Origin of the sequence: Brevibacterium renqingii (assembly GCF_017808105.1) — a bacterium.
Lineage (GTDB): Bacteria > Actinomycetota > Actinomycetes > Actinomycetales > Brevibacteriaceae > Brevibacterium > Brevibacterium renqingii.
The window spans coordinates 90079-116816 of sequence record NZ_JADBHF010000010.1 but is presented as its reverse complement, the minus strand read 5'-3'; the positions used below and the strand labels follow the sequence as shown (position 1 = coordinate 116816).

The 26738-nt window shown below is 67.8% G+C and carries 27 protein-coding genes; all 27 read left to right on the top strand.

Annotated features, from left to right (window positions below; all coding sequences use genetic code 11):
* Positions 1–119: 119 nt before the first annotated feature.
* The gene (gene efp / locus IHE57_RS11795; protein ID WP_209324803.1) at positions 120–680 is read left to right on the top strand and encodes an elongation factor P; all 561 of its coding nucleotides are present in this window, start codon (positions 120–122) and stop codon (positions 678–680) included.
* Complete coding sequence (nusB, locus tag IHE57_RS11790) at positions 681–1091, top strand: transcription antitermination factor NusB (protein WP_209373186.1); 411 nt, start codon at positions 681–683, stop codon at positions 1089–1091.
* A gap of 110 nt (positions 1092–1201) precedes the next feature.
* Complete coding sequence (pyrR, locus tag IHE57_RS11785) at positions 1202–1753, top strand: bifunctional pyr operon transcriptional regulator/uracil phosphoribosyltransferase PyrR (RefSeq protein WP_209324805.1); 552 nt, start codon at positions 1202–1204, stop codon at positions 1751–1753.
* Positions 1750–2730, top strand: a complete 981-nt coding sequence (locus IHE57_RS11780) for an aspartate carbamoyltransferase catalytic subunit (protein ID WP_209373184.1) — start codon at positions 1750–1752, stop codon at positions 2728–2730. The genes pyrR and IHE57_RS11780 overlap by 4 nt, the downstream gene beginning before the upstream one ends.
* Complete coding sequence (locus tag IHE57_RS11775; RefSeq protein ID WP_209373182.1) at positions 2723–4036, top strand: dihydroorotase; 1314 nt, start codon at positions 2723–2725, stop codon at positions 4034–4036. Before IHE57_RS11780 ends, IHE57_RS11775 begins: the two co-directional genes overlap by 8 nt.
* The gene (locus tag IHE57_RS11770) at positions 4021–4515 is read left to right on the top strand and encodes a PH-like domain-containing protein (protein WP_209324808.1); all 495 of its coding nucleotides are present in this window, start codon (positions 4021–4023) and stop codon (positions 4513–4515) included. The genes IHE57_RS11775 and IHE57_RS11770 overlap by 16 nt, the downstream gene beginning before the upstream one ends.
* Positions 4512–5672, top strand: a complete 1161-nt coding sequence (gene carA, locus IHE57_RS11765) for a glutamine-hydrolyzing carbamoyl-phosphate synthase small subunit (protein WP_209324809.1) — start codon at positions 4512–4514, stop codon at positions 5670–5672. The genes IHE57_RS11770 and carA overlap by 4 nt, the downstream gene beginning before the upstream one ends.
* 11 nt (positions 5673–5683) lie before the next feature.
* Positions 5684–8959, top strand: a complete 3276-nt coding sequence (gene carB, locus IHE57_RS11760; protein ID WP_209373180.1) for a carbamoyl-phosphate synthase large subunit — start codon at positions 5684–5686, stop codon at positions 8957–8959.
* Positions 8956–9813, top strand: coding sequence for an orotidine-5'-phosphate decarboxylase (gene pyrF / locus IHE57_RS11755; protein WP_253720199.1), 858 nt, complete (start codon positions 8956–8958; stop codon positions 9811–9813). Before carB ends, pyrF begins: the two co-directional genes overlap by 4 nt.
* A 206-nt stretch (positions 9814–10019) precedes the next feature.
* Positions 10020–10331 carry an integration host factor, actinobacterial type gene (gene mihF / locus IHE57_RS11750; RefSeq protein WP_209324811.1) on the top strand — a complete coding sequence of 104 codons (312 nt, stop codon included), beginning with the start codon at positions 10020–10022 and terminating at the stop codon, positions 10329–10331.
* A 19-nt stretch (positions 10332–10350) separates the two neighbouring features.
* Positions 10351–10914, top strand: a complete 564-nt coding sequence (gmk, locus tag IHE57_RS11745; protein WP_209324812.1) for a guanylate kinase — start codon at positions 10351–10353, stop codon at positions 10912–10914.
* A 12-nt stretch (positions 10915–10926) separates the two neighbouring features.
* On the top strand, positions 10927–11262 hold the full coding sequence (rpoZ, locus tag IHE57_RS11740) for a DNA-directed RNA polymerase subunit omega (protein ID WP_436627488.1): 336 nt from the start codon (positions 10927–10929) through the stop codon (positions 11260–11262).
* Positions 11259–12533, top strand: a complete 1275-nt coding sequence (gene coaBC / locus IHE57_RS11735; RefSeq protein ID WP_209373173.1) for a bifunctional phosphopantothenoylcysteine decarboxylase/phosphopantothenate--cysteine ligase CoaBC — start codon at positions 11259–11261, stop codon at positions 12531–12533. The genes rpoZ and coaBC overlap by 4 nt, the downstream gene beginning before the upstream one ends.
* Positions 12530–13735 carry a methionine adenosyltransferase gene (gene metK / locus IHE57_RS11730; RefSeq protein ID WP_209373171.1) on the top strand — a complete coding sequence of 402 codons (1206 nt, stop codon included), beginning with the start codon at positions 12530–12532 and terminating at the stop codon, positions 13733–13735. The genes coaBC and metK overlap by 4 nt, the downstream gene beginning before the upstream one ends.
* A 14-nt stretch (positions 13736–13749) precedes the next feature.
* Positions 13750–15834 carry a primosomal protein N' family DNA-binding protein gene (locus IHE57_RS11725; RefSeq protein ID WP_209373169.1) on the top strand — a complete coding sequence of 695 codons (2085 nt, stop codon included), beginning with the start codon at positions 13750–13752 and terminating at the stop codon, positions 15832–15834.
* A gap of 29 nt (positions 15835–15863) precedes the next feature.
* On the top strand, positions 15864–16796 hold the full coding sequence (locus tag IHE57_RS16735) for a methionyl-tRNA formyltransferase (RefSeq protein WP_209373167.1): 933 nt from the start codon (positions 15864–15866) through the stop codon (positions 16794–16796).
* Positions 16797–16801: 5 nt separating this feature from the next.
* Positions 16802–18259 carry an RsmB/NOP family class I SAM-dependent RNA methyltransferase gene (locus IHE57_RS11715; RefSeq protein ID WP_209373165.1) on the top strand — a complete coding sequence of 486 codons (1458 nt, stop codon included), beginning with the start codon at positions 16802–16804 and terminating at the stop codon, positions 18257–18259.
* A gap of 3 nt (positions 18260–18262) precedes the next feature.
* Entirely contained in the window at positions 18263–18925 is a 663-nt protein-coding gene (rpe, locus tag IHE57_RS11710) for a ribulose-phosphate 3-epimerase (RefSeq protein ID WP_209373163.1), read from the top strand.
* 47 nt (positions 18926–18972) lie between these two features.
* Positions 18973–19638 (top strand): nicotinamide mononucleotide transporter family protein, encoded by a 666-nt coding sequence (locus IHE57_RS11705; protein ID WP_209373161.1) that lies wholly within the window; start codon positions 18973–18975, stop codon positions 19636–19638.
* A gap of 75 nt (positions 19639–19713) precedes the next feature.
* Complete coding sequence (locus IHE57_RS11700; RefSeq protein ID WP_209324821.1) at positions 19714–19977, top strand: phosphoribosyl-ATP diphosphatase; 264 nt, start codon at positions 19714–19716, stop codon at positions 19975–19977.
* Between the two features lie 51 nt (positions 19978–20028).
* Positions 20029–20868 (top strand): ATP phosphoribosyltransferase, encoded by an 840-nt coding sequence (gene hisG, locus IHE57_RS11695; RefSeq protein WP_209324822.1) that lies wholly within the window; start codon positions 20029–20031, stop codon positions 20866–20868.
* The gene (locus tag IHE57_RS11690) at positions 20849–21310 is read left to right on the top strand and encodes a PH domain-containing protein (RefSeq protein ID WP_209324823.1); all 462 of its coding nucleotides are present in this window, start codon (positions 20849–20851) and stop codon (positions 21308–21310) included. The genes hisG and IHE57_RS11690 overlap by 20 nt, the downstream gene beginning before the upstream one ends.
* A gap of 2 nt (positions 21311–21312) precedes the next feature.
* Positions 21313–22518: a CaiB/BaiF CoA transferase family protein gene (locus IHE57_RS11685; RefSeq protein ID WP_209324824.1), complete on the top strand. Its 1206-nt coding sequence runs from the start codon at positions 21313–21315 to the stop codon at positions 22516–22518.
* An 8-nt stretch (positions 22519–22526) separates the two neighbouring features.
* The gene (locus IHE57_RS11680) at positions 22527–24029 is read left to right on the top strand and encodes a carboxyl transferase domain-containing protein (RefSeq protein ID WP_209324825.1); all 1503 of its coding nucleotides are present in this window, start codon (positions 22527–22529) and stop codon (positions 24027–24029) included.
* 9 nt (positions 24030–24038) lie between these two features.
* Entirely contained in the window at positions 24039–24803 is a 765-nt protein-coding gene (gene hisF, locus IHE57_RS11675; protein WP_209373159.1) for an imidazole glycerol phosphate synthase subunit HisF, read from the top strand.
* Entirely contained in the window at positions 24800–25162 is a 363-nt protein-coding gene (gene hisI / locus IHE57_RS11670) for a phosphoribosyl-AMP cyclohydrolase (RefSeq protein ID WP_209324827.1), read from the top strand. The genes hisF and hisI overlap by 4 nt, the downstream gene beginning before the upstream one ends.
* Entirely contained in the window at positions 25071–26732 is a 1662-nt protein-coding gene (gene trpE, locus IHE57_RS11665) for an anthranilate synthase component I (RefSeq protein ID WP_209324828.1), read from the top strand. Before hisI ends, trpE begins: the two co-directional genes overlap by 92 nt.
* The last annotated feature ends 6 nt before the right edge of the window (positions 26733–26738 follow it).

Sequence of the window (26738 nt, the reverse complement as noted above, 5' to 3'; positions counted from 1 at the left end):
GGCTTGCTAGAATTGCTCAGTGGCGCATTCGTCGACCCATCAGCATGGGTGCCCGGATCGCGCCTGCCGACTGCGATCACCGGTCGGTGCTCAGGACTGAAGCGAAGAAGGACGAATTAGTGGCGACAACCAACGACCTGAAGAACGGCCTCGTGCTCAACCTCGACAACCAGCTGTGGCAGGTGCTGGAGTTCCAGCACGTCAAGCCCGGCAAGGGTCCGGCGTTCGTCCGCACCAAGCTCAAGAGCGTGACCTCCGGCAAGATCATCGACAAGACCTTCAACGCCGGAACCAAGGTCGAGACCGCCAACGTCGATCGTCGCGATATGCAGTACCTCTACCATGACGGCACCGACTACGTCTTCATGGACTCCGAGGACTACGACCAGGTCAACATCTCCGCAGCGCTCGTCGGCGATGCCGCGAACTACATGCTCGAGAACCAGCAGCTGCAGGTCTCCTTCCATGAGGGCACTCCGCTGTCCGTGGAGCTGCCGCCCTCGGTCGAGCTGACCATCGCCCAGACCGATCCCGGCCTCCAAGGCGATCGTTCGACCGGCGGCTCGAAGCCGGCGACGCTCGAGACCGGCTATGAGATCCAGGTTCCCCTGTTCCTCGAAGAGGGCACCAAGGTCAAGGTCGACACTCGCAGCGGCGACTACCTCGGCCGCGTCAAGTAAGTGGCATCCGCACGCACCCGAGCCCGCCGCAGGGCTCTCGAGCTGCTCTTCGAAGCCGGGCAGCGCCGACTCGCGATGGACGAACTCGTCACCATGCGATCGAACGATCCCGACTATCCGATGAAGGAATACGCGGTCGAGATCGTCGAAGGCATCACTGCGAGGCAGGCGGAGATCGACGAGATCATCTCCACCTATGCGCAGGGCTGGACTCTCGATCGGATGCCGGCGGTCGACCGGTCGCTGCTCGAGATCGGCACCTGGGAGATCCTGTTCAACGAGGACGTCCCCGACAAGGTCGCCATCGACGAGGCCGTCTCCCTGGCCCGCAAGTTCTCCACCGACGACTCACCCGGTTTCGTCTCGGGTCTGCTCTCCCGCATCCTTGACGTCAAGCCGACGCTCATCTGAATCGACGGGTCCGCAATTCGGACCCGTCGACCGGCGCCGTCGACGCCGGGTCTACAATCGAATCGAACCACTCCTTTAACCACCGTCCGGAGAGGCGGAGAAGGGGAAACATGACACAGCGAACAGTGCTGGACGCCCCCGATATCTCGAGGGCGATCACCCGCATCGCGCACGAGATCATCGAATCCAACAAGGGCAGCGAGGATCTCGTTCTGCTCGGCATCCCGCGCCGCGGGGTCCCGCTGGCCCACCGACTCGCCGAGGCGATCGCCGCGATCGAAGGCCGACCCGAGGCAGCGAGCGAACTCGCCGGCAGCCTCGACATCACCATGTACCGCGATGACCTGCGCGGCGGCTCCTATCGGGCACCCGAACCGACGAGCATCCCGTCCTCGGGCATCGATGCGAAGACCGTCGTCCTCGTCGACGATGTGCTCTTCTCCGGCCGCACCATCCGCGCCGGGCTCGACGCCCTGGCAGATTTCGGCCGTCCGGCGAGGGTGCGGCTGGCCGTCCTCGTCGACCGCGGCCACCGCGATCTGCCGATCCGCGCCGATCATGTGGGCAAGAACCTTCCGACTTCGAGCAGCGAACGCGTCAACGTCTCCCTGGCCGAGATCGACGGCAGCGATGCGGTCACCATCTCGGGAGGCCGCGAATGAAGCACCTGCTCGACACCGCATCCCTGAGCCGGAACGACGCCATCGCCATCCTCGACATCGCCGAGGAGATGGCCCTCGTGTCCGAACGCGAGGTCAAGAAGCTCCCGGTGCTGCGCGGCCGCACCGTGGTCAATCTGTTCTTCGAGGACTCCACACGCACACGCCTGTCGTTCGAAGCCGCCGCCAAACGGCTCTCGGCCGATGTGCTCAACTTCTCTGCGAAGGGATCCTCGGTGTCGAAGGGCGAGAGCCTGCAGGACACCATTCAGACGATCTCCGCGATGGGCGCCGATGCGATCGTCGTCCGTCATTCCGGCGCCGGCACCGCGCACCGGCTCGCCCACACCGGCTGGATCGACGTCCCCGTCGTCAATGCCGGCGACGGCACCCACGAACATCCCACCCAGGCGCTTCTCGACGCTTTCACTCTGCGCCGGGCACTCGCCGGGGTGCCCGCCTCGGGGCCGGTGGCCGGCGGCCCGCGCGGGCAGGGACTGGACGGTGCGAAGGTCGCCATCGTCGGAGACGTCCTGCACTCCAGAGTGGCTCGCTCGAATGTGCACCTGCTCTCCGGCCTCGGCGCGGACGTCCACCTCATCGCACCGGCCACCCTGCTGCCCTGGGGAGTGGAGGATTGGCCGGTCACCGTCCATTACGACTTCGACGCCGCACTGAGCGCCGAGGACTTCGCAGCCGTGATGATGCTGCGCGTCCAGCACGAGCGCATGCACGAATCGTTCTTCCCCAACGCCCGCGAATACGCCCGCCTGTGGGGACTGAGCGCCGCACGGCTGGAGAAGCTGCCGGCCGAGACGTTCATAATGCACCCGGGACCCATGAATCGCGGATTCGAGATCTCCGCCGCCGCGGCGGACTCACCCCGCGCCCTCGTCCTCGACCAGGTCGAGAACGGTGTGAGCGTGCGCATGGCGGTCCTCTACCGTCTGCTGACAGGTCAGGAGGAGACCAATGACTGATTACCTCATCCGCGGAGCCGATGTGCTCGGACGCGGTGCCGCCGACATCGCCGTCCGCGACGGGCGCATCGTCGAACCCGAGCTCCTCGACCCCGATGCGACCGAGATCGTCGACGCCGCAGGGCTCGTGGCTCTCCCGGGACTCGTCGACATGCACACCCATCTGCGCGAACCGGGCAAGGAAGATGCAGAGACGGTCCTCACCGGTTCCCGCTCGGCCGCGGCCGGGGGCTTCACCTGCGTGCACGCCATGGCGAACACCGCTCCCGTGGCCGACACCGCCGGAGTCGTCGAACAGGTTCACCGGCTGGGCCGCTCGGCCGGCTTCACCGAGGTCGTGCCCGTCGGTGCGGTCACCATCGGCCTCGAAGGCAGGCAGCTGGCCGAGCTCGGGGCGATGGCCCGGTCGGCGGCACGGGTGCGGATGTTCTCCGACGACGGCATCTGCGTCTCGGATCCCCTGCTCATGCGCCGAGCGCTCGAATACGTCAAGACCTTCGACGGGATCATCGCCCAGCACGCACAGGAACCGCGTCTGACCGAAGGCGCGCAGATGAACGAGAGCGCGGTCTCGGCCGAACTCGGACTGCCCGGTTGGCCGGCGGTGGCCGAGGAGTCGATCATCGCCCGCGACGTGCTGCTGGCCGAACACGTCGGCTCCCGGCTGCACATCTGCCATGTGTCCACGGCCGGCAGCGTCGACCTCATCCGCTGGGCGAAGGCCAGGGGAGTGGCCGTGACCGCCGAGGTGACCCCTCACCATCTCATGCTCACCGACGAACTCGTGCGCACCTTCGACCCCGTGTACAAGGTCAACCCGCCCCTGCGCACCGATGTCGATGTCACCGCCCTGCGCAAGGCACTGGCCGACGGCACGATCGACGTCGTCGGCACCGACCACGCCCCCCACACCGCCGAGCACAAGTGCAGCGAGTGGACCGCGGCGGCCATGGGCATGGTCGGCATGGAATCGGCGCTGTCCATCGTCGTCGCAGCGATGGCCGACTACGACTTCGGCTTCGGTGACGTGGCACGGGTGATGTCGACCGCTCCGGCTCGGATCACCGGTGCCTCAGGCCACGGAAGCCTCGAGATCGGAGCGAGCGCGAACATCGTCCTCGTCGATCCCTCGGCTGCGCACACCATCGATCCCGCCGCACACGCCACGAAGGGACGCAACAACCCTTTCGCCGGCGTCGAAGTGACCGCCCAGGTCACCGACACCTTCTTCTACGGCCACCGGGTATTGGCCGCAGGGGCACTGACAACACCCCACCCGGCAGGAGCAACATGGACAGATCACTAGGCACACTCATCGTCGCAGTCGTCATCATCCTCGTGATTCTGGCGATCGCCTGGGGATGGAGCCGACGCAAACGAGACCAAGCGCAAGTCGTCGTCCCTCCGAAGCCGCATCTCGGGATCACCCCCGTGGCCGATCCCGTCGAAGGCTCGTACGTGTCGACGACGAAGGCCGGACATCCGCTCGAACGCGTGGCCGTGCACGGCCTGGGCATCCGCACCACCGCCGAACTCGTCATCACCGACGGCGGAGTGATCATGGACCTGGCCGGACGCGAGGACTTCCTCATCCCGCGCCGGGACATCGTGTCCGTGGACACCACGTCCGGGATGATCGGCAAATTCGTCGAACGCGGCGGCATCGTCCGCATCACCTGGCGCCTGGGAGACACCCTCGTCGACACCGGCTTCCGCGCCCGCTACGCAGCGTCCACCGCTCCCACCGTCGACCGCATCCGCGCAATGATCGAAGAGGCACAATGAGTTTTTCCACCACCCCCGCCGTCCTCGTCCTCGAAGACGGCCGCACCTTCCACGGCTCCGCCTACGGAGCGATCGGCGAGACCACGGGCGAAGCCGTCTTCGTCACCGCGATGTCCGGTTACCAGGAGACGCTGACCGACCCGTCCTACCATCGCCAGATCGTCATCCAGGCCGCGCCGCACATCGGCAACACCGGGATCAACCGCACCGATGACGAATCGGCCCGTATCTGGGCCGCAGGGTACGTCGTCCGCGACGCCTCCCGGATCTCGTCGAGCTGGCGCTCCGAGGGCGACCTCGCCGATTGGCTCGCAGACTCCGGCATCGTGGGCATCAGCGACGTCGACACCCGCGCGCTGACCCGGCATCTGCGCGACAAGGGCGCCATGCGCGTGGGCATCTTCTCCGGACCGTCCGCCGAGATCGCCGAGGCAGAGCTCTTGGCCCGAGTGCAGGCCTCCCCGCAGATGGCCGGGGCCAACCTCGTCGACGAGGTCTCGATCACCGAACCGAAGCTCATCCCGGCCCGCGGCGAGAAGAGGTTCAGCGTCGCCGCCGTCGACCTCGGCATCAAGTCGATGACCCCCGAACGCCTGACCGAACGCGGCATCGACGTCCACCTCGTGCCGTCGTCGGCCACCTTCGACCAGATTCGAGCGCTGAACGTCGACGGAGTGTTCTTCTCCAACGGCCCCGGCGACCCCGCCACTGCCGATGACCAAGTCGAACTGCTCCGGTCCGTCCTCGACGCCGGGATCCCCTTCTTCGGCATCTGCTTCGGCAATCAGCTGCTCGGCCGGGCGCTGGGCTTCGGCACCTATAAGCTGCCCTTCGGCCACCGCGGCATCAACGTGCCCGTGATGGATCGGACGACGAGCAGAGTCGAGATCACTTCGCAGAATCACGGCTTCGCCGTCGACGCCCCGCTCGAGGGTGAGACGACCGCCCCGCACAAGGCCGACTACGGGCGCGTCATCGTCTCGCACGTGTGCCTCAACGACGATGTCGTCGAGGGCTTGGCCTGCCTCGACATCCCTGCCTTCTCCGTCCAGTTCCACCCCGAGGCCGCGGCCGGACCGCACGATTCGAGCTATCTGTTCGATCGCTTCATCGACCTCATGTCCGCTTCCCAGGCCGATACGGCTGCCCAGGCCTAAGGAGACCACCCATGCCACTGAGACAAGACCTCAACTCCGTCCTCGTCATCGGTTCCGGGCCGATCGTCATCGGCCAGGCCTGCGAATTCGACTACTCGGGCACACAGGCCTGCCGTGTCCTGCGGTCCGAGGGCCTGCGCGTCATCCTCATCAACTCGAACCCGGCGACGATCATGACCGATCCCGACATCGCCGATGCCACCTATGTCGAACCGATCGACGCGCAGGTGATCGAGACGATCATCGAGAAGGAGCGCCCTGATGCGCTCCTGCCCACGCTCGGAGGGCAGACCGCCCTCAACGCCGCGATCGCCCTCTACGAGTCGGGTGTGCTCGAGAAGTACGGCGTCGAACTCATCGGCGCGGATGTCGATGCCATCCAGCGCGGCGAGGACCGGCAGAAGTTCAAGGACATCGCCGTCGAATGCGGCGCCGAAGTGGCTCGTTCGGCCATCTGCCACAGTCTCGACGAGGCCATCGCCGCGGCCGAGGAACTCAACTACCCCGTCGTCGTCCGCCCCTCCTTCACCATGGGCGGTCTCGGCTCGGGCATGGCCTACGACGAATCGGATCTGCGCCGGATCGCCGGAGCCGGACTCGCCGACTCCATCACCCATGAGGTGCTGCTCGAGGAGTCCATCCTCGGGTGGAAGGAGTATGAGCTCGAGCTCATGCGCGACAACAAGGACAACGTCGTCGTGGTGTGCTCGATCGAGAACGTCGACCCCGTGGGCGTGCACACCGGTGATTCGATCACGGTCGCGCCGGCCCTGACGCTGACCGACCGGGAATACCAGGAGATGCGCGATATCGGCATCGCCATCATCCGTGCCGTGGGCGTGGACACCGGCGGATGCAATATCCAGTTCGCCGTCGACCCCAAGACCGGTCGCATCGTCACCATCGAGATGAACCCGCGCGTCTCCCGGTCCTCGGCGCTGGCGTCGAAGGCGACGGGCTTCCCGATCGCGAAGATGGCCGCCAAACTCGCCGTCGGCTATTCGCTCGACGAGATCCCCAACGACATCACGAAGGTCACCCCGGCCAGCTTCGAACCGACCCTGGACTACGTGGTCGTCAAGATCCCGCGCTTCACGTTCGAGAAGTTCCCGGCTGCCGACCCGACCCTGACGACGACCATGAAGTCCGTCGGCGAGGTCATGGCCCTGGGACGCAACTTCACCACCGCCCTGCAGAAGGCTATGCGCTCACTCGAGCAGAAGGACGCCTCCTTCGGCTGGGACGAGCTGCCCGATGTCTCCAACGACGAGGTCCGCGAATCGGTCCTTGAGGCGATCTCGCACGCCACCGCCGACCGCATCCACTCCGTCCAGCGGGGGCTCGCCGCCGGGCTGAGTGCCGCCGAGGTCTTCGACGCCTGTGAGATCGACCCCTGGTACCTCGACCAGATCCAGCTCATCAATGAAGTCGCCGCGCATATCCGCGATGCCGAAGAACTCGATGAGGCGGTGCTGCGGATTGCGAAGAACCACGGGTTCTCCGATGAGCAGATCGCCAGTCTGCGGAGCCTGCAGACCGATGTGGTGACGGGGATCCGCCACGCTCTGCGCGTGCGTCCGGTGTTCAAGACCGTCGACACCTGTGCCGGCGAGTTCGAAGCGCACACTCCGTACCACTACTCGAGCTACGATGCCGAGACCGAGGTCGCACCCCGTGAGCGCTCCGCCGTGATCATCCTCGGCTCGGGACCGAACCGGATCGGGCAGGGCATCGAATTCGACTACTCGTGCGTGCACGCGACCATGGCGATCGCCTCGGCCGGCTACGAGACGATCATGGTCAACTGCAATCCGGAGACCGTGTCGACCGACTACGACACTGCCGATCGCCTCTACTTCGAACCCCTGACCTTCGAAGACGTCATGGAGGTCTACCACGCAGAACTCGCCGCCGGGCCAGTCCTCGGCGTCGTGTGCACCCTCGGCGGACAGACGCCGCTGGGTCTGGCCGATCAGCTCAAAGCCGCAGGCGTGCCCGTGCTCGGCACCCAGCCCGAGGCGATCGACCTGGCCGAGGACCGCGGCGAATTCGGTGCCGTCCTCGACCGGGCGGGGCTGACCGCGCCGAAGCACGGTACGGCCGTGACGTACAAGGAAGCCGCCGACATCGCCGAGGAGATCGGCTACCCGGTGCTCGTGCGCCCCTCCTACGTCCTCGGCGGCCGCGGCATGCAGATCGTCTACGATCGCACCCAGCTGCTCGACTACATGGCCACGGCAACGGAGATCTCCGTGGACCGACCGGTGCTCGTCGACCGCTTCCTCGAAGACGCCATCGAGATCGACGTCGATGCACTCTACGACGGTGAGGAGGTCTTCATCGGCGGCATCATGGAGCACATCGAGGAAGCCGGGATCCACTCGGGGGACTCGGCCTGCGTCCTGCCCTCGCTGACCCTGGGCGATGATGTGCTCGAGCGCGTCCGTCAGGGGACGAAGGCGATCGCCGAGGGAGTCAGCGTGCGCGGACTGCTCAACATCCAGTTCGCCATCGCCGCCGACGTCCTCCACGTCATCGAGGCCAATCCGCGCGCCTCCCGCACGGTGCCCTTCGTCTCGAAGGCGACGTCGACCCAGCTGGCCAAGGCCGCAGCGCTCATCGCGGTGGGCCGAACCATCGACGAGATGCGCGGAGGGCTGCTGCCGTCGACCGGCGACGGTTCGAGCCTGCCGTTGGATCACCCGATCGCGGTGAAGGAAGCGGTTCTGCCCTTCCGTCGGTTCCGCACGGTCGAGGGCAAGGTCGTCGATTCGATCCTCGGACCCGAGATGCGCTCGACGGGTGAGGTCATGGGCATCGACCACGACTTCCCGACCGCCTTCGCCAAAGGCCTGCTCGGAGCGTCGGTGAAGCTGCCGACCTCGGGCACCGTGTTCGTGTCCGTGGCCGATCGGGACAAGCGGGCCATGGTGCTGCCGGTCAAGGAGCTCGTCGACATGGGATTCGACGTCGTCGCCACCACCGGCACAGCCGCCGTCCTCTCGCGCTACGGAATCCGGACCACGCAGGTGCACAAGCACTTCGAGGCCGATGCCGAGGACCGCACGGTGCTCGACTACCTCGCCGCGGGCACCATCGACATGGTCATCAATGTACCCTCCGGCAGGCAGGAGCGCGCCGACGGCTACGAGATCCGCGCCGCAGCGACCGCGAACTCCGTGCCTCTGATCACCACGCTGGCGGAATTCGCAGCGGCCGTGACCTCCCTCGAAGTCGTCCGCGACTCGACTTTCCAGGTGCGCAGCCTGCAGGACTGGAGCGCATGATGTTCGGCACCCGGCTGGCCGCCGCGACGGCCGAGCACGGTCCGCTGTGCGTGGGCATCGACCCGCACGAGCATCTGCTGCAGTCCTGGGGTCTGCCGCTCAGCGCCGAGGGCGTGCGCGAGTTCGCCCTGCGCACGGTCGCCGAGCTCAAGGGCACGGTGGCTGCGGTGAAACCCCAGTCGGCGTTCTTCGAGCAGTACGGTTCGGCCGGTGTCGCCGCCCTCGAAGAGACGCTGGCCGCGGCCGGCGAGGCCGGCATCCTCAGCGTCCTGGACGTCAAGCGCGGCGACATCGGCTCGACCATGGCTGCGTACGCGAAAGCCTATCTCGACCCCGCCTCGGCGTTGGCCGCCGATTCGATCACGGTGTCGCCCTACCTCGGATTCGGGGCGCTGGAGCCGGCGTTCGAACTGGCCGCCGCCCACGGCAAGGGCGTGTTCGTGCTCGCCCTGACCTCGAATCCCGAAGGCGCGCAGGTCCAGCACGCGCAGGGCACAGAGGGCTCGGTGGCCGGCTCCATCGTCGCCCGAGTCGCCGAACGCAACAGCCTCGCCCTCGCCGAGGCTGGGGAACGGGAAGGGCTCGGACCCTTCGGTCTCGTCGTCGGCGCCACCATCGGCACCGCCGCCCACGACCTCGGTGTCGACCCCAGCGGCTGCGGAGGCCCGATCCTGGCACCCGGGGTCGGCGCGCAGGGCGCCGGCATCGCCGAACTGCGCACGGTCTTCGGCGATCGGGCACTGACCTCCGGACAGGTCCTGGCCACCGCCTCGCGAGCGGTGCTGGGAGCAGGTCCGCAGGGTCTGGCCGATGCCGCTCGCCGCCTCAACGCAGCGCTGACCGAGCTCCGCTGACCATCGGTCGCCGCTGAGCCGGGGAGTCCCGGTCCGAGCATCGGACTTCGGTCAGGGGGCTCTGCCCGATGCCAGGAGCGATCGGAAAGGGCCGAAATCGGACTCGTGAGGAGTTTTCTTCGGCTCATTGCGCCTCTGCGCAGGGAATGTGTCTTAGACTGAGACAACTTCCCTACCTGCCCGTTCATGGTGACAGAGGAGATAATGTGGCACTCGAACCGTTGACCCCGCAACAGCGTTCCGCTGCTCTGGACAAGGCGTTCAAGGCGCGTCAGGCGCGGGCCGAAGTCAAGTCGGCACTGAAGAACGGTGAAACCGATCTCGCAGCCGTGCTCAAGAAGGCCGCAGACGACGAGGCACTCGCGAAGATGCGCGTGCTCGATCTGCTGCGGGCACTGCCCGGTGTCGGAGACCGCCGGGCAGAGGCAGCCATGGAAGAGGTCGGCATCGCGACCTCCCGCCGGATCAAGGGACTGGGCGTGCACCAGAAGTCCGCCCTGTTGGAGAAATACTCCTGAGTGTGACAACCTCGGATCTGTGAACACTCGACTCACCGTCCTCGCGGGTCCGACTGCCGTCGGAAAAGGCACCGTCAGCACCTACATCCGGCAGAATCATCCCGAGGTCTGGTTCTCCGTTTCCGCCACCACGCGGCCGAGGCGACCGGGCGAGGTCGATGGTGTCCATTATCACTTCCTGTCCGATGACGACTTCGACGCGCTCATCGCCGACGGACAGCTGCTCGAATACGCCGTGGTCCATGGACGTCACCGCTACGGCACTCCGGCGGCGCCGGTGCGCGAGAGACTCGAGCAGGGCGTCCCGGCCCTGCTCGAGATCGATCTGCAGGGCGCCCGCCAGGTCAAGGAGAAGATGCCCGACGCCCGATTCGTCTTCCTCGCCCCGCCCAGCTGGGACGAGCTCGTCTCCCGGCTGACCGGCCGGGGAACCGAATCGGCCGAGGAGCAGCAGCGGCGTCTGGCCACTGCGAAGCGCGAAATGGCCGCCGAAGCCGAGTTCGACGTGACCATCGTCAACGACCACGTTCGCACTGCGGCCGAAGAACTCCTATCATTGATGGGTATATCCACCTCCGATTAGATGGGAACCCCCTTGCCCGCACAGCCCGAAGGCATCACCAATCCTCCGATCGACGATCTGCTGAGCGTCACCGGTTCGAAGTACGAACTGGTCTCCATCGCGGCCAAGCGCGCCCGTCAGATCAACTCCTACTACGCCCAGCTGCAGGAGGGACTCCTCGAGAACGTCGGTCCGCTCGTCACCCCCGGCACGAACGAGAAGCCGCTGTCGATCGCTCTGCGCGAAGTCAACGAGTCGAAGATCGTCGCCCGTGAGGTCTCCGAGGCCGACTTCCTCCAGACCGCTGCCGAGCCGCAGCAGCCCGCTCCCGTGAGCAACGACGGCGCGATCGACTTCAGCGACCAGTGAGGACCGTACTCGGCGTCGCCGGTGGGATCGCCGCCTACAAGGCCGCGCACATCGTCCGGCGACTCCGGGAACTCGAGCACAGCGTCAAGGTCGTCCCGACGGCCAATGCGCTGAATTTCATCGGTGCCCCCACGTTCGAGGCACTCTCCGGACAGTCCGTGACGACCGACGTCTTCGCCGAGGTCGAAGACGTCAACCATGTCCGCATCGGACAGGAAGCCGAACTCGTCATCATCGCCCCGGCGACGGCGAACCTCATCGCGAAGATCGCCGCCGGAATCGCCGACGACCTGCTCACAGCCACCGTGCTGACCACCACGGCAGAGGTGGTCGTGGCGCCGGCTATGCACACGGAGATGTGGCACAACCCGGCGACCGTGGCCAATATCGCGACCCTGCGCTCCCGCGGCGTCCACGTGCTCGAACCGGCCGTCGGACGACTCACCGGACCTGATTCGGGACCGGGCAGACTGCCCGAACCCGAGGACATCGTCGCCTTCGCCCTGTCCGCGAAGGAAGGCGCACGCGGAGCCGTTGCCGCCGGAGGCGAGGAACCGCCGCCGACAGCCGGGGGACTGGCCGGCCGGCGCATCGTCATCAGCGCCGGTGGGACCCGGGAGGCACTGGACCCGGTGCGCTTCCTCGGCAACCGGTCCTCGGGCAAACAGGGCATCGCCCTGGCCAGAGCCGCCCGGGCCGCCGGCTCGCAGGTCGAACTCGTTGCAGCCAATATCGATTCGGGCCTGCTCAGGACCCTGCCTGCCGACATCGACGTGCAGCACGTCGAATCCACCCTCGAGCTGCAGGCGGCGATGCGCGCGGCCCAGTCGGACGCCGATGCCCTCATCATGGCGGCCGCCGTCGCCGACTACCGACCCGCCGCGACCGCCGAGTCGAAGATGAAGAAATCCGGCGACGACGGGCTGACGCTGCGTCTGGTGCAGAACCCGGACATCCTGCGCGGGCTCGTCGACGATCGACCCGAGAGCCAGATCATCGTCGGCTTCGCCGCCGAGACCGGTGACCCGGACACTGCCGCCGTCGACTACGCGCGGGCGAAGTTCCTGCGCAAGGGCGTGGATCTGCTCGTGTTCAACGACGTCTCCTCCGACCGCGCATTCGGTCATGATCACACGGCGGTGCAGATCATCGGCTCCAGAGCCGGAGAGACCTTCGTCGGTGAGGAATTCCACGGCACCAAGGACGATGTTTCGCAAAAGGTCATCGAGGCAGTGATCGACCAGCTCACCCACGTAGAATCGACAACGTGACTCATTCAAATCTCCGTTTCTTCTCATCCGAGTCCGTCACCGAGGGACACCCCGACAAGATCTGCGACCAGATCAGTGATGCCGTGCTCGACGATCTGCTGCGACAGGACCCCAACGCGAAGGTCGCTGTCGAGACCATGGTCACCACCGGGCTCGTGCACGTGGCCGGTGAGGTCAATACCGCGGCCTATGCCGATGTCGCCGGCATCGTCCGCAGCCTCATCACCGGCATCGGCTACGACTCCTCGGACACCGGATTCGACGGGCATTCCTGCGGAGTCTCCGTCTCGATCGGCAGCCAGTCCACGGACATCCACTCCGGAGTGACGAATCCCCTGGACTTCCGTGAGGCCGTCGCCTCCGACGACCACGGCACCAGCCTCGGTGCCGGTGACCAGGGACTAATGTTCGGCTATGCCGACAATTCGACCGATGTGCTCATGCCGCTGCCGATCCATCTGGCCTCCCGGATGGCCGAGAGGCTGTCCGAAGTCCGCAAGACCGGTCGGCTCGACTATCTGCGCCCTGATGGGAAGACCCAGCTGACGCTCGGCTACGACGGCGACGAAGCCGTGTCCATCGAGAACATCGTCGTCTCCACCCAGCACTCCGCCGATGTCAGCCAGTACCAGCTGCACGCGGAGATCCAGGAAGAGGTCATCGAACCGGTGATCGCCGACTCCGGTCTCGACACCTCCGGAGCGAACATCCACATCAACCCCGCCGGGCCGTTCGTCACCGGCGGTCCCATGGGAGACGCCGGACTGACCGGACGCAAGATCATCGTCGACACCTACGGCGGCTTCTCCCGCCACGGCGGCGGGGCGTTCTCCGGCAAGGATCCCTCGAAGGTCGATCGCTCCGCGGCCTACGCCATGCGCTGGGTGGCGAAGAACGTCGTCGCCGCCGGGCTGGCCGATCGCGCCGAGGTCCAGGTGTCCTACGCGATCGGGCGCGTGGATCCGATGGGCCTCTACGTCGAGACGTTCGGCACCGAGAAGGTCGACCCGAACGCGATCTCGGCAGCCATCCGGGAGGTCTTCGATCTCCGCCCGGCGATGATCATCGCCGAACTCGACCTGCTGCGCCCCATCTACTCACAGACCTCGACCTACGGTCACTTCGGTCGTGAGCTGCCCGATTTCACCTGGGAGGTCACGGACCGCGCCGAGGACCTGCTGCGCGCCGTGTCCACCCACTGAGCCTGCTTCGCGGCGTGGACGAACCCCTCCCGATCGACACCGGCACCTCGGCCGAAGGCCAGGTGCCGGTGGCCTCTGACGATCCGGTCGCCAGAGTGCTCATCGACCACCCGGTACCCCATCTCGCGCGAGTCTTCGACTACGCCGTGCCCGCCAAGCTCGCCGAGGCGGCCCTGCCCGGGGTGCGGGTGCGCGTGAAGTTCGCCGGGAAGCTCCGTGACGGATATCTGCTGGAGCGCGTGAGCTCCTCGGAGCACCTCGGCCCGCTGGCGACGCTCCAGCGCCTGAGCGGGCCCGTGCAGGTGCTCGGCCCGGAGCTCCTGGCTCTGTGTGAGGCCACCGCGAGACGGTACGGCGGCACCCTCGCCGATGTGCTCCGACTGGCCATCCCACCCCGCCATGCCCGCGGCGAGAAGGCCGTGCTCAGAGCCGAGAAGGCGCGCACCGAAGACGCCGACCGCGGCACCCCTGCCCAGCAGGGAACGGCGACCGACGACACCGGGACGCAAGCGGCGCAGGCGGCCGCGGGGATCGGGGAGCCCGAAGCACAGCTGCTTCGTCGCCTCGCCGGATGGCTCCTCGAGGCGGTGCCCGAGACGACGGCCCCTGACGACGGTCCCGTGCCTCGGCGACGGACGCTGGCCTGCACCCCAGGTCCCACGCCCGGACTGAGCTGGATCCGAGCCGGACTCGCCGCGGCACGGCGGACACTGGCGGCCGGCCGATCAGTGCTGTGGCTCGTCCCCGACCATCGTGAGCTCACAGTCCTGCATACCAGCCTCGTCGCCGCAGGCATCGAGGACGTCTCCGTGCTCAGCGCCGACCAGCCGCCCGAACAGCGCTGGCAGTCATGGCTGCGCGGACTGCTCGGACACACGCGGGTGACGATCGGCACTCGGGCCGCGGCCTTCGCTCCGATGACCGAACTCGGCCTCATCATCTGCACCGATGACGCGAACCGCAACTACCTCGACCAGCACGCTCCCTATCCCCATGCCCGGGAGGTCAGCCTCCTGCGATCGACGATCGAGGACACCGAGCTCCTCTTCGTCTCCACCGAACGCAGCGCCGAGGTGCAGCGGCTCGCCGAGATCGGCTGGCTCGCCGACATCACTCCCACGGGGCCCGCACGCCGGAACGCGGCGCCCGTCGCCCACGTCCCCGACGAAGACCGGGACCCCTTCGCCTGGCAGCGGATCCCCAGTCGCGCCTGGCAGATCATGCGCACCGCTCTGCGGCCGCGGCCCCGTGACGGAGGCGTCCCCGGTCCCGTCCTCGTCCAGGTGCCCCGCTCCGGGTACTACCCGGTCTTCGCCTGCGCCCGGTGCCAGGAGGTCGCTCGCTGTCCCCGCTGCGAAGCCACGCTGACCACTCAGTCCGAGGTGGGCCCCTTCGCCTGCCGCGCCTGCGGGTATCACTCCGAGGAATTCACCTGTTCCCGCTGCCGCTCGCATCAGGTGCGCGCCGTCGTGCGGGGGCGAGCGCGGACAGTCGAGGAGCTGCGCCGGGCGATGCCGGACGTCGAGATCATCGAATCCGGCGGCGAGCACATCGTGACCGTCCTCGACGAAGCGCCGCGGCTGATCGTGGCCACCACCGGAGCCGAACCCTATGTGCTCGGCGGCTACTCCGCGGCGATCCTGCTCGACTCCCTGTGGCCGGGGCCGTGGATGCGTTCGATCGACGAGGCCGTGTCCCGCCGCCTCCGCGCGGCCGCGCTCGTGCGCTCACGCGACCAGGGCGGAGTCGTCTACCTCGGCGACGAGGACGAACTGATCAGGAAGACGCTGACCGGGTTCGACCCCATCACGTTCATGTCCCGGCAGCTGGCCGACCGGAAGGCGCTCGGGTTTCCTCCCTACCGGCGGATCCTCGAGCTCACCGGCGCCGGCTCCGACATCGACGCCGTGCTCAGCGAGCTCGGGGAGGTCGACGAGCTGCTGCGTGACGAGGCCGAGGACGGTCAGCGGAGTGTCTCGGCCTACCCGATCTCCGCCGGAGACCGGGTCGGGACCCGAGTGGCCGAGATGACCGCCTCCCGCTCGGCGAAGAAGCAGCCGCAGGTCCGGGTGCGCATCGACGATCCCCGCTCGCTGTGACCGGCCGGAGAACCAGTAGAATCCATGACGTGGATATCGTCTTCGCCGGAACCCCGGATGTCGCAGTGCCCGCCCTCGAGGCCCTCGCCGAATCCGAGCACCGCATCCGTGCGGTCCTCACCCGCCCCGACGCCCCCGTCGGGCGCAGGCGCGTCCTCACCCCCTCGCCGGTCAAGACCCGCGCCCTCGAACTCGGCCTCGACGTGATCGAGGCCGATCGGCTGCGCGGAGAGGTCATCGCCAGGCTGCGGGAGCTGCAGGTCGACGCCGTCGCCGTCGTGGCCTACGGCGCCATCGCCGGGCCCGCCGCACTGGCCACCGCCCGGCTCGGCTGGTTCAACCTCCACTTCTCCCTGCTTCCCGCCTACAGAGGCGCGGCACCCGTGCAGCGGGCCCTCATCGACGGCCTCGACCGCAGCGGAGTGAGTGTCTTCAGAATCGATACGGGCATGGACACCGGCCCCGTGCTGCGTCGGCGCGAACTCGACCTCGGCCACCTCGACGTCAGCTCCGCCTTGGAGGACTACGCACGACGCGGAGCTCACGAACTCGTGGCCGCCTTCGACGACCTCGCCGCGGGCACCGCCCACGAGACCCCGCAGACCGGACCGTCCTCCCATGCGGAGAAGATCACCGCCGCCGACGCCCGACTCGATCTCACAGCCCCTGTCGGTCGCGTGATCGACCGGGCCCGCGGCACCAGCCCCAGTCCCGGCCCCTGGGTCGAACTCGACGGGAAGCGGACGAAGCTCTTCGGCCTCAGCCGGGCACCGGAGGTGACTGCGAGCGCCGAAGCCGGAACGCTGACGAGCTGGAACGGTGCTCCCGTACTGCGCTGCGGAGACGGCTGGGTCCATATCGCCGAGATCCAGCCCTTCGGCAAACCGCGGATGGCGGCCGCTGACTTCCTCCACGGTCACGGCGACATCCGCTTCGACCACCACACCGACCAGGGAGCATGAGAGCAATGGCCGAATCAGAGCGACGTCGCGGGCAGCGCCGTCGGGGCGCGGCGGGACCGCGACGCAGCGGAGGCGGCGCGTCTCCTCGCTCAGGTGCGGGTGTGAACCTGCCCCGGCGCATCGCCTGGGAGGTCCTCCTCGATGTGGCGACGAAGGACTCCTATGCGAACCTGCTGCTGCCGGCGAAGCTCACCCGCACCCGCATGAACGCTCAGGACGCCGCATTCGCCACCGAACTGACCTACGGGGCCCTGCGCCGACAGAAGTTCTACGACGCCGTCATCGAATCAGCAGCTCGCCGCCGGATCGACGCGATCGACGCAGAGCCCCTGGCGGCGATGCGCCTCGGCGCCCACCAGCTGCTGGCCATGCGCGTGCCCGACCACGCCGCCCTGTCCGAAACCGTCGCCGTGGTCAAACGGAATGCTGCGAAGACCGCCGGCTTCGTCAATGCGGTGCTCCGTCGCATCTCCGAGGCCGACAGCCGGGAATGGCTCGAGCGAGTCACCGCGGGGACCTCGGAGACGACGCGCTTGGCCATCGAACACTCCCATCCGGAATGGATCGTGCGGGCCCTGACCCAAGCGCTCAAGGGCCACGAACGCGATGCCGGGGAGCTCGAGGCGCTGCTGGCGGCCGACAACGCGCCCGCGAAGGTCGGCGTCAGCGCCCTGCCCGGCCTGCTCGACCGTTCCGAACTGCCCGGAGAGGCGACCCCGCTGTCGCCGATCGGAGCGACCCTGGACACGGCGGTGCCGCGCGAGGTCCGAGCTGTCGCCGACGGTCGCGCCCGCGTCCAGGATGAGGGATCGGCGCTCGTCGCACTCGCCCTGGCCGAGGTCGACGCCCCCGCCGGCACGTGGGCCGATCTGTGTGCCGGGCCCGGCGGCAAGGCCGCTGTGCTCGGCGCCGCAGCTGCCCAGCGGGGAGAGGCCGTGGCCGCCTTCGACTCGAGCGAGCACCGGGTCGAGCTCGTCCGCGACTCGACCCAGGCTCTGCACAATGTCACCGCAGAGGTCCGGGACGGACGCGAAGCGAGCGGGCCCTACGTCAGGGTCCTCGTCGACGTGCCCTGCTCCGGGCTCGGAGCCCTGCGTCGGCGTCCCGAAGCCCGCTACCGCAGACAGCCGGAAGACATCACCGCACTGACCGGACTGCAGCGCGAACTCCTCGGCGCCGCCCTCGACGCCTGCGCCCCCGGGGGAGTGGTCGCCTATTCGACCTGCTCGCCGCACTACGCCGAAACCGTGCTCATCGTCGACGAAGTGCTGCGGACCCGCGCACAGAACGGGCACGAGGACGTCGAGGTCCTCGACGCTCCGTCCGTACTCGCGGCGATCACCGGTGCCGCCGCCGACGACTTCGCCTCGGTCTCACGAGGCGAAGGACGCTGCGCTCAGCTGTGGCCCCACCTGCACAACAGTGACGGAATGTTCCTGACACTCCTGCGAAAGGCGGAATGAGACATGGCCATCGACATCAACCCGAGCATCCTGTCCTCGGACTTCTCCGATCTGCGGGGCGAACTCGCGAAGATCGACACCGCCGATATGGCGCATATCGACGTGATGGACAATCACTTCGTCCCCAACCTCACCTTCGGCCCGCCCGTGGTCGAGAGGATCCAAGCGATCTCGCCGATCCCGCTCGACGCGCACCTGATGATCGCCGACGCCGACCGCCACGCCCCGGTGTATGCGGAGATCGGCTGCGCCTCGGTGACCTTCCACGCCGAGGCGGCAGCAGCACCGGTGCGCTTGGCCCGCGAACTCCGCCGACTCGGCGCGAAGGCCAGTCTCGCGCTCAAACCCGCCACCCCCATCGAGCCCTTCGTCGACCTCCTCGACGAGTTCGACCAGATCCTCATCATGACCGTCGAACCCGGATTCGGCGGACAGAAGTTCCTCGACGTGTGTCTGCCGAAGATCCGCCGCACCCGCGAAGCGATCTCCGCGACCGGTCTCGAGATCCGCCTGCAGGTCGACGGGGGAGTCTCGGCGGCGACGATCGACCGGGTCGTCGACGCCGGTGCCGACGTGCTCGTCGCCGGCTCTGCCGTCTACGGCGCCGCTGACGCCGCTGCGGCGATCAGCGAGCTGCGTTCCCTGGCCGCTGCCCACACCCACTGACCGATCCGGGCCGGCACGACCGACCCACCGTCCGAAGAGAGCCACCGATGGAACTGTTCGACTGGTTGAACACCCCGGCATTCGAGCTGCTGGGTCGACTTGTGCCCTATTCCGACCTGTTCGGCAATATCTGCGCCCTGGCCACGGTCGTCCTCGCTCTGCGACGCAGCATCCTGTCCTGGCCGGTGCAGATCCTCGGCTCGATCCTCCTGTTCTCCGCGAGCGTCTCAGCCGGCCTCGGCGGCAACGCCTCGCGGCAGGTCGTCATCATCGTCGCCGCCGTCTGGGGCTGGTCCCAGTGGAAGAAGTCGAAGGAGGTCTCCGGCGAGGTCATCGTCCGGTGGGCGAGCTGGAAGGAACGCGGTCTGCTGCTGGCGGCCCTGCTCATCGGGACCGCGGCCTTCGGCTGGGTCCTCGCCCTCGGCGGCTGGTCGTGGAACCCGTACCCGGACGCCTATATCTTCATCGGATCGGTCGTGGCCATGTACGCCCAGGGGCGTGCCATCGTCGAATTCTGGTTCGTCTGGCTGGCCGTCGACCTCGTCGGCATCCCGCTGGCCGTGGCCGGCGGGCTGGTCTTCTCCGGAGCCGTCTACCTCATCTTCCTCGTCATGGTCGTCCTCGGGCTCATCGACTGGTCGAAGCGCTCGAAGCAGACGATCTCGGCACCGCACCGCTCGGCCACCGATGTCGGTCGCGACCCGGATGACTGAGCCCCACGGGCCGGACCCGCTCGGAACATGAGACCCGTGGTGCTTCGTCCGGAGACGATGCATTAGGCTGGTCGGGTGAAGACCTTTGACTCTCTCTACGCCGAACTCCTGCAGAAATCCCACGATCGGCCGGACGGTTCGAAGACCGTGGCCGAACTCGACGCCGGAGTCCATGCGATCGGCAAGAAGGTCGTCGAAGAGGCCGCCGAGGTGTGGATGGCCGCCGAATACGAAACCAAGGAGGAGCTCGCCGAGGAGATCTCGCAGCTGCTCTACCACGTGCAGGTGATGATGATCGCCAAGGGAGTGACCCTCGACGAGGTCAACACCCACCTCTGAGACCCTCACGAATCCCACCGACCCGATGCCATCGAACTCACAAGGGACCTCATGCTGCGTGTAGCCGTGCCCAACAAGGGCGCACTGTCCGAAGCCGCCTCCGAGATGCTCGGCGAAGCCGGATACTCCACTCGACGCGGAGCCAAGACGCTCGTCCATCAGGACGAGGTGAACGGGGTCGAGTTCTTCTACCTGCGCCCCCGCGACATCGCCATCTACGTCGGTTCGGGCATCCTCGATGCCGGGATCACCGGGCGTGACCTGCTGCTCGAGTCGCAGGCCGAAGCGCAGGAGGTGCTCGGACTCGGATTCGGCGCCTCCCGCTTCTTCTACGCCGGCACCGCCGGATCCTTCACCTCGCCGGAGGAGCTCGCCGGAGCCCGCATCGCGACGAGCTTCCCGAACCTCGTCGCCGCCGACCTCGACGCCCGCGGCATCGACGCGACCACCGTGCAGCTCGACGGCGCCATCGAGGTCTCGATCCAGCTCGGCGTCGCCGAGGCCATCGCCGACGTCGTCGAGACCGGGTCGACCCTGCGAGCCGCGGGGCTGGAGACCTTCGGCGAGCCGCTGCTCGAATCCGAGGGCGTGCTGATCCAGCGCGCCGGAGCCGAAGAGCGCATCGGCGTGCTCAAACGCCGCCTCGAATCCGTCATGGTCGCCCGCCAGTACGTGCTCGTCGACTACAACATCGAACAGCGACTCGTGCCGGAGGCGATCGCGCTCACCCCGGGTCTGGAATCCCCGACCGTCTCGCCCCTGCAGGAGACCGGATGGGTCGCCGTGCGCGTGATGGTCGAGGCGAAAGAGGTCAACAACGTGATGGACCGGCTCTACGGCGCCGGTGCCCGAGCGATCCTGGTGACGAACATTGGCGCCTGCCGAATCTGATCTGCGCATCTTCCGGCCCCGACAGGTGCGAATCATCGGCATCGTCGGCGCCATCGCCGTGACCCTGGGCTTCGCGATCCTGTCCGTGGCTCTGCTCATCGTGGACTGGGAACCATGGACCGTTCTGGACATGGTATGGATGAACCTGCTGGGCATCCTCTTCGGAGCCGCCCTGCTGCGTATCGCCGACATCCAGGCCCGACCGACCGAGACGGGCCTGGTGGTCAAGAACATGGTGCGCACCCGGCGCTTCGAATGGGGGCAGATCCTCGGAGTGTCGTTCTCACCCGAGGGCGACGACCCCTGGCCGCTGCTCGACCTCACTGACGGCACCACATGTGCTGTGATGGCCATCCAGCATGCCGACGGTCCCCGCGCCCATGCGGACGTCGCACGATTGCGTATGCTCATCAGCAGACGCACCCACTTCAAGGAGGATTAGGAATGGCGAACGAGACTCACGAGGCGGGCACGGGACCGCTGACCGGCTACACCGTCGTCGATCTCTCCCGCGCACTCGCCGGTCCCCACGCGGGGATGATGCTCGGCGACCTCGGTGCCCGTGTGATCAAGGTCGAGAACCCCGGCAGGGGCGATGACTCGCGTTCCTGGGGGCCTCCGTTCGTCGGACCCGAGGACGACCCGCAGGCCACGTACTTCTTCTCCTGCAACCGCAACAAGGAATCCATCGCCCTCGATCTCAAGTCGGAGACGGGCAAGGACACGCTGACAGGGCTCATCGCACGGGCCGATGTGCTCGTCGAGAACTTCCGCTCCGGGGTCCTCGACCGGCTCGGCTTCTCCACCGCCAGGTGCATGGAGATCAACCCTCGTCTGGTCATCCTCTCGATCACCGGGTTCGGTCACGACGGCCCTGAGGCCTCTCGCGCCGGCTACGACCAGATCGCCCAGGGCGAGGCCGGGCTGATGTCCCTGACCGGTTCGGGACCCGATGACATGCAGCGCGTGGGTGTGCCGATCGCCGATCTCCTGGCCGGCATCTACGGCTCGTACGGCGTGCTCGCCGCCCTGCTCGAACGCGAACGCACCGGCAGGGGAAAGGTCGTGCGCACCTCTCTCATCGCCGGAATGGTCGGCGTGCACGCCTTCCAGGGGACACGGGCGACCGTGGCCGGACAGGAACCGCAGCCCGGCGGCAACCACCACCCCTCCCTGTCGCCCTACGGACTCTTCGCCTGCCGCGACGGTGCCGTGCAGATCTCCGTGGGCAATGAGAACCTGTGGCAGAAGTTCTGCGCCGCCTTCGATATCGATCCCGCCGCCGCGGGACTGGCCGACAACGCCTCCCGCGTGGCGAACCGGCCGGCGCTCATCGAACTCATCGAGGACCGGTTCTCGGCCTACGACTCCGCCGAGCTGCTGACCAAACTCACCGAGGCAGGCATCCCGTCGGGCACGGTGCGCACCCTGCCCGAGGTCTACCAGTGGGAGCAGGCGCTCAGCCAGGGACTCAAGGTCTCCGTCGACCACCCGGTGCTCGGCGACATCGACCTGCCCGGACCGCCGCTGCGCTTCTTCGACGCCTCCGGAGACGGCGAGGTCGAGACCACCCGCACCGCCCATGACGCCCCGCCGCTGCTCGACGAGGACGCCGAATCGATCGTGGCCTGGCTGGCCGACGGGAACTGAGCGCCGTCATGCCGCGTCTGAACGCACACGAACTCGTCGACATCGTCCTCGACGAGGGCTCCTTCCGGTCCTGGGACACCGCGCCCATCCAGCCGGCCGGCGGGGTCTCCGAGGACTACGCAGCCGAGCTCGCCGCCGCAGCCGAGAAATCCGGGGTCGACGAGGCCATCATCACCGGTGAGGGAACCATCTCCGGACGTCGCGTAGCCGTGGTCGTCGGCGAGTTCCGGTTCCTCGCCGGCTCGATCGGCGTCGCCGCAGCCGAACGCCTCGTCGACGCCATCGAAAGGGCGACGCTCGAGGGGCTGCCGCTGCTGGCCGGGCCCGCCTCGGGGGGAACGCGGATGCAGGAGGGCACGATCGCCTTCCTGTCGATGGTGAAGATCACGAATGCCGTCGTCGCCCACCGCCGGGCCGGCCTGCCCTACCTCGTCTACCTGCGGCATCCCACCACCGGGGGAGTGTTCGCCTCCTGGGGATCCCTGGGACACGTGACCGTGGCCGAACCCGGCTCGCTCATCGGCTTCCTCGGCCCCCGGGTCTTCGAGGCCATCTACGGGGAGAAGTTCCCGGACAACGTCCAGACCGGGGAGAACCTGCACAAGAACGGCATCATCGACGCCGTCATCGGCCCCGAACGGATCACGGCCACCGTCTCCCGCGTCCTCGACGTGCTCATGGGAGCCAAAGAGGTGCCCGGCCGCGTTCCCGACCCGGACACGGCTCCCGCCGAGACCGACCCGGCCTCCGACGCCTGGGCGGCGATCACGAGCTCGCGCCGCCCCGAACGTCCAGGGGTCAGAGATCTGCTGCGCACCGCGGCCAACACCGTGCTGCCGCTCAACGGCACCGGCGAAGGTGAGAAAGACCCCGGTCTGCTCCTGGCACTGGCGAAATTCGGCTCCGCCCCCTGCATCGTCCTCGGACAGGACCGGTTCCGCCAGGACTCCCGTGCCCCACTGGGCCCGGCGGCCCTGCGCGAGGCCCGCCGGGGCATGCGCCTGGCGGCCGAACTGCACCTGCCTCTCGTCACCGTCATCGACACGCCCGGAGCGGCCCTGTCCCAGTCCGCGGAGGAGGGCGGGATCGCCGGAGAGATCGCCCGCAGCCTCGCCGAGCTGGCCAACCTCGACGCGCCGTCCGTCTCGCTCATCCTCGGCGAAGGCTCCGGCGGAGGGGCTCTGGCGCTCATCCCGACCGACCGCGTGCTCAGCGCCGAACACGGCTGGCTCTCACCGCTGCCGCCCGAGGGCGCCTCGGCGATCGTCCACCGCACCACCGCTAGGGCCCCGGAGATGGCCCAGAGCCAGGGGGTGCACGCCCCGATGCTCCAAGCCACGGGAGTCGTCGACCGGATCATCGCCGAACACCCCGACGCCAGCGACGAACCTCTCGACTTCGTCGCCCGCGTGGGAGCGACACTCGAATTCGAACTCATCTCGCTCATGCGCGAACCATCGGCCAGACGACTGGCCCGCCGAATGGATCGCTACCGGGGCCTGGGCATCTAGGAGAACTGCATGGTAGCTGTGAGAATCATCCCCTGTCTCGACGTCGACGGCGGACGCGTCGTCAAGGGAGTGAAGTTCGCCGACCTCAAGGACGCCGGCGACCCCGTCGAACTCGCGAAGCGGTACGGAGAGTCCGGCGCCGACGAACTCACCTTCCTCGACGTCACCGCCAGCAGCGGGGACCGCGAGACCGTCCACGATGTCGTCCGCTCCTGCGCCGAACAGGTCTTCATTCCGCTGACGGTCGGCGGCGGCGTGCGCAGCCTCGCCGATGTCGACCGGCTGCTGCGCGACGGGGCCGACAAGGTCTCTGTGAACACCTCGGCGGTGGCCGATCCGGGGCTGATCAGTGAGATCTCCCGGCACTTCGGCAATCAGGTCCTCGTCCTCTCCCTCGACGCCCGCCGGGTGCAGTCGACGGCGACGCCCTCCGGCTTCGAAGTCACCACCCGCGGCGGTCGCGAGGGCACGGGCCGCTGCGCGATCGAGTGGATCCGGGAGGCGGCCGAGCGGGGAGTCGGAGAGATCCTGCTCAACTCCATCGACGCCGACGGCACCCGGGAGGGATTCGACCTCGAACTCATCTCCGCCGCCCGCGCGGCCGTCGACGTGCCGCTCATCGCCTCGGGTGGGGCCGGGAAAGTCGAGCACTTCGCACCGGCCGTGGCCGCCGGAGCCGACGCTCTGCTGGCCGCCAGCGTCTTCCACTTCGGCACGCTGAGCATCGCCGAGGTCAAATCCGCGCTGCGAGCCGAGGGGGTCGAGGTCCGATGAGCGGGGACACCGCGCTCGACGCGACGCCGGAGAACTGGCGCGAACTCATCCGGCCGAACTCCGACGGGCTCGTCCCGGTCATCGTCCAGGAGACGACGAGCCGCGAGGTCCTGATGCTCGCCTGGATGGACATCGAAGCCGTGGAGCGCACTCTGGACACCCGCCGCGCCACCTATTGGTCGCGCTCACGACGGGAATACTGGGTGAAGGGCGAGACCTCGGGGCATGTCCAGCACGTGCGCTCTCTCAGCCTCGACTGCGACGCTGATGCTCTGCTCCTCCTCGTCGACCAGACCGGTCCCGCCTGCCACACGAACACACCGACCTGCTTCACCGGAAGGACCATCAGTGCCGACTGACTCAGCGGCGAACCCGAGCGACCTGCCGATCCGTCCCAGCCTCGAGGAGTTCCGCTCGCTCGGGGCCGAGCACAGGCTCGTGCCCGTCCACACTCAGGTCCTCGCCGACTCCGAGACCCCGTTGAGCCTCTACCGCAAACTCACCGACGGCGGTCCGGGCAGCTTCCTCTTCGAGTCCGCCGTCGCCGGCTCCTGGGCCCGGTACTCCTTCATCGGCTCGGCGCCCGTGGCCACCCTCGTCTCGACGGCGGACGGCTTCCGGTGGTCGGGGACCCCGCCCGTGGGCATCCCCACCGACGGGGACGTCCTCGACGCGATCACCGCCGCACTCGACCTGCTCGCCGTGGACGCAGGCGAGTCGGTTCTGCCGCCGATGGTCTCGAGCCTCGTCGGCTACTTCGGCTGGGACATCATCCGCCGCTTCGAGCGCCTCGGCCCACCCCTGCCCGATGAACACCACCTGCCCACCGTGCAGCTGATGATCCCCGGCGACATCGCCGTCTACGACCACTATTCGGGCACGGTCACCCTCGTGGCCAACGTATTCAACGTCAACGGGGCCGACACCGGGATCGACGAAGCCCACGCCGCGGGAGTCGAGCGCATCACCGCCATGCTCGAACGCCTCCGGCGGCCCAGTCCGTCCGACATCCTGCGCGTGCAGAGGACCGACCCCGAGGTGGCCACCCGGACCCCCTCGCAGATCTACCTCGACGGCGTCCGGCAGGCGAAGCAGGAGATCATCGACGGGGAGATCTTCCAGGTCGTCCTCGGACAGCGCTTCGACACCCCGTGCGCGGCGGACGCGCTGAGCGTCTATCGGATGCTGCGGCACTCGAACCCGAGCCCTTTCATGTATCTGCTCAACCTCCATGACGACGCAGGAGAGCCGGCAAGCATCATCGGCTCCTCGCCCGAGGCCCTCGTCACCGTCCGCTCCGGCGACGTCGTGACCCATCCGATCGCCGGTTCTCGTCCCCGCGGGGCGACCCCGGAGGCCGATGACACCCTGGCCAGGGAGCTGCTGGCCGATGAGAAGGAGCGGGCCGAACACCTCATGCTCGTCGACCTGGCCCGCAACGATCTCGCGAAGGTGTGCTCTGCCGGAACCATCGACGTCAGCGAATTCATGGACATCGTCCGCTACAGCCACATCATGCACATCACCTCGACCGTCCGCGGCGAACTCGAACCGGGAACCACCGCCATCGACGTCCTGCGCGCGACGTTCCCCGCCGGAACGCTGTCCGGTGCGCCCAAACCACGCGCCCTGCAGATCATCGACGAACTCGAACCGATCGGTCGGGGCATCTACGGGGGAGTCGTCGGCTATATGTCCTTCACCGGTGACCTCGACCTGGCCATCGCCATACGCACCGGCGTGCTGCGCCGGGGCACCATGAGCGTGTATGCCGGCGGAGGCATCGTGGCCGATTCGGTCCCGGAGACCGAGTACCAGGAATCCGAGAACAAGGCCGCCGCCGTGCTGCGCGCCGCTGCCGCAGCGAACACCCTGTCTGCGGAGTCATCGGCGCAGGGCCGGCACACGACGGACGGAAGTCAGGAGTGATCTGAG

Excerpts from the sequence above, each read along its gene's own strand:
- trpE (WP_209324828.1), top strand. The coding sequence starts at position 25,071 with ATGCTCTGCTCCTCCTCGTCGACCAGACCGGTCCCGCCTGCCACACGA.
- IHE57_RS11770 (WP_209324808.1), top strand. The coding sequence starts at position 4,021 with ATGGACAGATCACTAGGCACACTCATCGTCGCAGTCGTCATCATCCTC.
- IHE57_RS11705 (WP_209373161.1), top strand. The coding sequence starts at position 18,973 with ATGGAACTGTTCGACTGGTTGAACACCCCGGCATTCGAGCTGCTGGGT.
- pyrF (WP_253720199.1), top strand. The coding sequence starts at position 8,956 with ATGATGTTCGGCACCCGGCTGGCCGCCGCGACGGCCGAGCACGGTCCG.
- IHE57_RS11775 (WP_209373182.1), top strand. The coding sequence starts at position 2,723 with ATGACTGATTACCTCATCCGCGGAGCCGATGTGCTCGGACGCGGTGCC.
- carB (WP_209373180.1), top strand. The coding sequence starts at position 5,684 with ATGCCACTGAGACAAGACCTCAACTCCGTCCTCGTCATCGGTTCCGGG.
- rpe (WP_209373163.1), top strand. The coding sequence starts at position 18,263 with ATGGCCATCGACATCAACCCGAGCATCCTGTCCTCGGACTTCTCCGAT.
- hisG (WP_209324822.1), top strand. The coding sequence starts at position 20,029 with ATGCTGCGTGTAGCCGTGCCCAACAAGGGCGCACTGTCCGAAGCCGCC.
- IHE57_RS11780 (WP_209373184.1), top strand. The coding sequence starts at position 1,750 with ATGAAGCACCTGCTCGACACCGCATCCCTGAGCCGGAACGACGCCATC.
- IHE57_RS11685 (WP_209324824.1), top strand. The coding sequence starts at position 21,313 with ATGGCGAACGAGACTCACGAGGCGGGCACGGGACCGCTGACCGGCTAC.
- IHE57_RS11715 (WP_209373165.1), top strand. The coding sequence starts at position 16,802 with ATGGCCGAATCAGAGCGACGTCGCGGGCAGCGCCGTCGGGGCGCGGCG.
- IHE57_RS11680 (WP_209324825.1), top strand. The coding sequence starts at position 22,527 with ATGCCGCGTCTGAACGCACACGAACTCGTCGACATCGTCCTCGACGAG.
- pyrR (WP_209324805.1), top strand. The coding sequence starts at position 1,202 with ATGACACAGCGAACAGTGCTGGACGCCCCCGATATCTCGAGGGCGATC.
- carA (WP_209324809.1), top strand. The coding sequence starts at position 4,512 with ATGAGTTTTTCCACCACCCCCGCCGTCCTCGTCCTCGAAGACGGCCGC.
- hisI (WP_209324827.1), top strand. The coding sequence starts at position 24,800 with ATGAGCGGGGACACCGCGCTCGACGCGACGCCGGAGAACTGGCGCGAA.
- hisF (WP_209373159.1), top strand. The coding sequence starts at position 24,039 with ATGGTAGCTGTGAGAATCATCCCCTGTCTCGACGTCGACGGCGGACGC.